Consider the following 6,797-nt stretch of genomic DNA (forward strand, 5'->3'; position numbering starts at 1 on the left):
CAGGAGATCGGACGGTTCATCAAGTACTATAATCATGAGCGGTATCATGAGTCGCTCAACAATGTGAAGCCCGTTGACGTCTATGAAGGGAGGAGCAGACAAATCCTGGACAGACGGGAGAAGATCAAGCAGAGGACGCTTCAAATGAGGCATCAGATAATCCTTGGAAAAGCGGAGTTTATCTCTTAGGATTAGCCCCAGAAGTCCAAGAGTGTCTGATCCGATGCAACCTGAGCATGGAAGGTCGATTGAGACGGTGTTTCACGTACTCGATTCTTCGACGATTGATCCTGTTAAGGGCGGATTCTGGGGCGTTTTTTGCCTTTTCTGCGTTTTAACATGTAATTGCGCAGGCCATCAATCGTGCTAAGAACCCTCGTTTTATTGATTGTGATTGCCACGCCCCTGTTATCTCAAGACCTGCTGGTTGATTTTATGGACAGGGAATTCTCAGGCAGGCTGATTGAGATTACTTATACCCATATTTATTTTCAAATACAAGGCGAAACTGATACGGTTCAATATGATTTATGGGAAGTGAAGCGAGTGACATTAGCAGATGGGCGGTTGGCATTTGAGGACGGTAGAACATATGTGGCAAAACCTGTGTCGCCGGAGGAGCCTCAGCCAATGGAGGTAGGACCTGAGGTGGGATTGCCGACGCCGCAACCAGCCTTTGTCCCGGAGACCGGCCTGCCCCTCGACAAAACGGCAGACCACCCTCAGCCAACCAGCATCCCCGCTGAACCAGATGCCGGGGAAACTACGAAGCAACGGCAGGTGGCCGAGGAGGAGAGAGTCCCGCCTCCACCACGTCAGCCGGAGGGCTGGCTGGTTTTCCCATGGCAAATTGCTGCCGGAATCCTGCAGAGCAGTCACCTTCAGGGGCCCGGAATCAACTTTGGTGTTTCTTACCAATTCTCCCACACCATCAATGCAAACAGACTTCCACCCTTATCGCTGGCTTTCACGGCGGGTTTCCTGAATGGGGTATCTAAATCGTCAATCAGTCCCTGTACCGAGTCATTCAACTTGGGATATGGCCTGATCGAAGGTCACTTAAAATGGGGCAAACCAGAGATGGGGGCTGCGCTGTTTCTTGGCGGCGGCGTAGCACTATACAGCAGTGAATGGGGTGGCTCTGGCTGCGAGGGGGGAGCGTTCGGAACCGGCCTGGTGCTATCTCCCGGTGCGCAAATCGGCAGTAAGCAGCTATCGTTGGAACTGCGCGCAATTCCCCTTCCCGGCCGGGGTCGGCCTCTAGGCCGGACCGTCTGGGTCGCCAACATCGCCTACTCGATAAGTTGGCGGAATTAGGGCAGGAATTGTGGGCGTAATCCACAGCTGTAACATGCTGTCAAGATTTGTTTTGACAGGTGCTCTGGCAACTGTTGCAGGATGTGGCTTTTTCAACATTGTCGATGAGCAGATTCTTTTGTTATTCGAAGAGCCGGAAGACGGTGCAGTATTTTCATTCAATTTGTTCACCGAGGAGCAGGTAGTCACGATCACCGCTATCGATCCCACTGGTGGGGGTATAACCTCGATAATCTGCTATGTTGACGATCAGTCACTTGGGGAGCTGGAATCGCCACCCTATTCCTGGGAATGGGTAGCCACCCTTGCAGATACCGGCAGCCATTCCATCAGCGCGATTGCACGGAATGATGTCGGCGACGAGCGCGAGATTGTCATAGGGATCGTCATCGCAAAGCCTGATCCGCACTTCATCCAGATTCCGGAAGATGGAGCGGTGGTGGCACTGAACTGGTGGTCATTGCAAAGGGATATTACCATATCCGCAGAAATCCCTGAAGGCCAAGGGGTGGCATCCGTCTCATGCATTATTGATACCATGCATCTAGAACAAAAAAGTGTCCCGCCCTATTCATGGACCTGGAATGCCACCATAGAGGACGTAGGGAGCCACAGCATCCAGGTTGTGGCGAGAGATATCCATGGAAACGAGGTCGCCGATACCGTGGAGCTGGAAGTATGTACATCTTCGACTGCACAGGATCCCGGGACTTTTGTCTATCCCGATTTCAGCTCAACTGCCGGTCTCATTCTCAAGGGCGACGCTGCCCAGCAAAATGACGCGTTGCGTCTCACCCCATCAGCTCCTAATCAGACAGGGCTGGCATGGTTTAGATCCCGCCGGCAAGTAAAGGCCGGGTTTGAAACGGTCTTTGAATTCCGGATATCAGATTTAGTAAATGGTGGCGGCGATAATTTTGCATTTGTTGTCCAGAACATTCGGGCCGACGCTTATTCAGACGGAGGCTACGGCGGGATCTGGAATGGCCTGGCTATCGAATTTGATACCGAGTTGAACCCAGAACATCTTGATCCCAGCCCTAATCATATCAGTATTCAACCTGGGGGTCTTATTCCGCACAACTATTCTCTCGGCTCCACGAATCAAATCCCCAACATGTCAGACGGCGAAATTCATACCGTGAGGATCACTTATGTGCCCGGCACCATGATCATTTATATGGATGATCTGCTAACGCCGGTCCTGAACGCGTCTCTTCATCTGGATGCCATTGTGAATCTTCTCGTCGGCCAGGCGTGGGTAGGGTTTGCTGCGACTACCGGTGATGCATGGGAAAACCATGACATCCTGAGTTGGGGCTTCCGGCCTGCCGGCGTTCCAAGTTGTGACGCTCAATAATAAACTGCGGATTTTTTGGCGTGCGCCAACCCGCCGTTAATTCAAAACCTGTATCCGGGGAAATGACTTTGGTTGTGACTTTTCCTTACTTCAGCAGCACCATCTTGATCTTCCGGGTGAAGGTTGGAGACACCAGCCGGACGATATACAGCCCCGCAGTGGCCTCCTGGCCGGCGGCGGTCCGGCCGTTCCAGACGACCTGGTGGTAGCCCGGCTCGATGGCGCCCTGCCGCAAGCGCGCCACCTCCCGGCCGAGGAGGTCGTAGATGATCAGGGTGAGGTGTGTGGCCTCGGGCAGGTCGAAGCGGATAATGGTACTGGGGTTGAAGGGATTAGGGTAGTTCTGCCAGAGGGCGAAGGCCTCCGGAATGCCTGCTCCCTCAACCACGGCCAGCAAGCTACCGGTCGCCTCCCCGCTGAGCTCACTGAAGTTGCCATTATAGTCCACCGCTGCTACGCGATAGAAGTAGGCGACTCCCGGCTCCACCTGCTCATCAGTATAGACGGTATCGGTAGTGGTGGTAAGGGAGCTGTCCGCATGGAGGGGAGCAAAGCCGGCCTCTGTGCCCCGGTACATGGCGAAGTACTGGAAATCGGCTGCCGCACCGAAATCGTATGACCAACTCAGATGCACATCGACATCGGTGGGGATCGCCATCAGATTGGCTGGCACACCGGGTGCGATATTGTCCACCGAATATCCGCTGTCAACTTCCGAGAACGAGAAGTGATCGGGATCGGTGGAGCCGTGGGCTGAAACCTTGAAATAGCTCCAGTGAAGACCTGTATGGTTGGAGTCGCGCAGCGTATGCGCCAGGAAGGTATACACTGAATCCTGGGTGGCGTTCACCGATCCGAGGCTGATCCATTCCCCATCGCTGCTCAGGATCACCTGAACCTCTTCCGCCGGATCTGGACCTGGCACCCCCGCAGTTTCACCCGACCAATCGCTTTGCGCAGCTGCCTTGCTCACTCCTTCCACAGCGTGTGCAAGGCTGCCCGGTTCTTGAGCGAGAAGCGAGTGTAAGTCACTTTCATCCTTGCCCGAGGGCTTGGATACCGGCGTGGTGTGCCCCTGGGTTGCCTGTCGCTCCACCGTCGGTGGCACGCTGGGACCAACGCCGGCAGGAGAATCGGCGGGGAGGTCATTCCGGAGCCAGATAGTGTAGGAGGCCACTTGATCAGGGATAGAGGCGCGGTCGTTGGCCGACGCAGCCCAGGTGACCGCTGCCCAGCCGCCCTGGTCCTCAGGCACATCATCGATGGAAATGATCCGGGGCGGCATCTGGTCAGTGGTGGGCAGACCCTGGAGCCATTCCACTGCCTGACCCAGCAGCGCAGTCCGCTGAGCAGGGTCGACGACCGCCTCAAGGCCAAAAGCAAAGTACACTAGCCGGTGCCTAGCGGTATTCACAGCCACGGCGGCCGCAGCCTCTTCCCTAATCGGGTCAGCCGCGACCGAAGCTGGGCGCCGGCTTTGCGAGCCGGTGCGGCTGCCGGCCTGCATCGGTCCATCGCCAGTATTTAAGCCCCCCAATAGCCGAGCACCTATGGGACTGGATGGAGGTGCGCCCCGCTCAAAGACATCATAGACCGGGCTCGAGCGCCTGCCAGCGGCGCCGAACGGCGGCACCGCCAACGTGTCATAAGCCAGCACGGTAGCTGCACCCTGCAACGGTGCGATCTCATCAGGATAGAAGCCTACACCTGTTCCCCCTGTGTAGATGTCCGTCAGAGGTATGCGCATGTTCTCACCCACATACTGACCGGGAACCCCGTTAACGGCGTAAAGGTCGATGTCATCCTGAACAAACCGCGCATGGAGGTAGGCCTGATACCAGTCTTCACTGCCCGCTTGGGTGCCCACATTCAGGTCCCACCCCAAATCCTGATCGGTAATCACCAGCCGGCCCCCATTGTCCAGAAACTGTCCCAGAGCCAACTGCTCGCTCTCGTCCAGAGTCGGGTAGTTCCAGCCAATGTACCATACGACTACCCCGTCGAGATATTGATCCAACACGTCCCCGGTAATGGTGCCCCGCATCCAGTTGCGCCAGGTATCGTACTCATAGCCCTGGGCATCCATCGTCTGGCTGAACAGATCTTCATAGTTGCGGCCCAACCCCCGGGGATTGTCATCGGCCACCAGCAGCATCGGCTGGCTGGGCGTGAACAGCTGCGTGGTGAACCCGTTGGCGTTTTCCAGGAGACCAGAGTTCCCGAAGCCGTCGGAAGCTTGAATATCCACGAAGAAATCGGCCTCGACCACTGGCGTGAACTGAGCCGTGTAAACGCGGTTTCCGGCCAAGACATCGCCGTTGGTCCCGTCATCCACCATGACCAGCGCCGCCACCACATTCTCATCCGGCGCCTCGATCTGAGCACTCACCCCGGCAATCCCACCCGCCTCCCAGATGAACGCCTCGATGGTGATGGGTGTGCCCACCGGACTGTAGCCGCTAGGATTGACCGAAACGGGCAGGGCGCGCGGCGCGATGATGTCGCTGCCGCTGGTTGGGACCCGCAAGGTGTCCTCGCCGATCAGGATGTCGCTGCCGTTATAGATAGCCAAGGGCACTGTCAGGATATGATCGGCCGGCGCACTTCCATCGACATAGAAATCAAAGTCGTCAAGAAACTCCGTAACCACGCCCGGCGGCAGCTCTGTTGCCGACGAGATGAACGTGTCGAGAAAGTAAGTAGGATTGGGGCTCACGTAGGGATCAAAGCCTGGATCGGGGATGATATAAGCGCCGCTGATAGCGCTGTCGCCGAGATTCGCCACCGATAGATAGACCTCCAGAAACTCCCCGGGACTGGCTAGGCCATCGCTGTTGCCCCAACTGTTGCCCGTTTGGTCGTCGTCAATCCGGAAACCGTCCAGTGCCGTTGTGAAGTCCACCCTCAGGTGGGCCGAAACCCGCACTTCCGGGTTCGCCGGATCGTTACTAGTGATCACAATGTCGGCATCGTAGTCGCCCCCTGAGAGGCCTGCGGCATTGAAAGTGAGGGTGACATCCATGGTGGTACCGGCCGGTATCGTGCCGAGTGCGGGATTGGCGGTGAGCCAACTCACACCAATAGTTCCATGGCCCTCATCTGGAAACCAGTCGGTAGGACCAATTGCATCTCCTATAACCCCGGTCACATCCATTTTCCCATCATCATTACCAATATCGGCCAGCGGTGTAGAAAAACGTAAAGTATAGGAGTCAATCTCAACAGGAAAACTACCCACGTATTGACCCAAAACAGCATCGAAAAGGTCTACGACACCCGTGCCGAGTGAGAAGAAACTAAACTCGAATTCTGTGCCAATATCTTGATTAGGGTTACCGAAACTTGGAGGAACGCCCGTTGTGGGGTCCTGGTCTATGTCAAGAGAAAGAAAACCTCCAAAATCGAACGGGTCTAGCACCGTTGCAAATACCATTTCAATTTCCAGTACGCCTGAAGTGCTCGCCCCCCGCACGAGAATGATATCCACCACTCCACCATCACCTACGGGATCCTCAATCACTACCGGGAGCGATGCGCTTGGAGAAATTCTTTTTGGTGGTATTCGCAGAACCATCCTAGCTACCCGACGGGGTGCCTCAATAGCCTCCCATTCTTTTGGCTGCCCGTGACGGGTGGTGGCGGGAAAGGTAGGCTGTGGTGCTGCTGCTTTGTTTTCTCTCATCAACTCTAGATCAATTATTGATTCTCGCCTAAAAAATTCAAGGCCAATACTTATTGAAGCCACTGCTGCCGCCGCTGGCCCTTGGATCGATATATCGAAATTCAGATCGCTCCCCCCGGCACTGTTGTCAATGGTCAGGGTCTGGACCGAAGAATCTCCAGTGAAGAGCGCCGCGCTCAGGGAATCGGGCTTAACTGAAATGGCAGGTGGAACCACGCCCTCACCCTGAAGGGCCACAGTCAGGGTCGATTCATCGGGGTCATTGCTACTTATCGTCAAACTACCGCTATAGGTTTGAATGGCGGAGGGGGAAAATGTTACCTGGACCGATAGCGACTGCCCGGTAAGCAGCGTGAAGGTGGATGTATCCACAGTAAAAGCGAGGTTATCCGACGATATATCACTTACTATTAACGGATCTGCACCTATATTGCCAAT

Annotated in this window: 3 protein-coding genes; 2 read left to right on the plus strand and 1 reads right to left on the minus strand. The window is 55.5% G+C overall.

Going from position 1 to position 6,797, the window contains the following annotated elements:
- The first annotated feature begins 363 nt into the window (after positions 1-363).
- Both IH971_10265 and IH971_10270 read left to right on the plus strand, forming a co-directional pair.
- Entirely contained in the window at positions 364-1,317 is a 954-nt protein-coding gene (locus IH971_10265; protein MCH7498221.1) for a hypothetical protein, read from the plus strand.
- A gap of 34 nt (positions 1,318-1,351) precedes the next feature.
- Complete coding sequence (locus IH971_10270; protein ID MCH7498222.1) at positions 1,352-2,677, plus strand: hypothetical protein; 1,326 nt, start codon at positions 1,352-1,354, stop codon at positions 2,675-2,677.
- An 85-nt stretch (positions 2,678-2,762) separates the two neighbouring features.
- On the opposite strand, the gene IH971_10275 is transcribed toward IH971_10270, so the two are convergent.
- Positions 2,763-6,197 carry a T9SS type A sorting domain-containing protein gene (locus tag IH971_10275; protein ID MCH7498223.1) on the minus strand — a complete coding sequence of 1,145 codons (3,435 nt, stop codon included), beginning with the start codon at positions 6,195-6,197 and terminating at the stop codon, positions 2,763-2,765.
- Positions 6,198-6,797 lie beyond the last annotated feature (600 nt).

The organism is Candidatus Neomarinimicrobiota bacterium, from assembly GCA_022560655.1.
Classification (GTDB): Bacteria; Fidelibacterota; Marinisomatia; order SCGC-AAA003-L08; family TS1B11; genus JADFSS01.

Coding starts and splice junctions, on each gene's coding strand:
- IH971_10270 (MCH7498222.1), top strand. CDS start 1,352: ATGCTGTCAAGATTTGTTTTGACAGGTGCTCTGGCAACTGTTGCAGGA.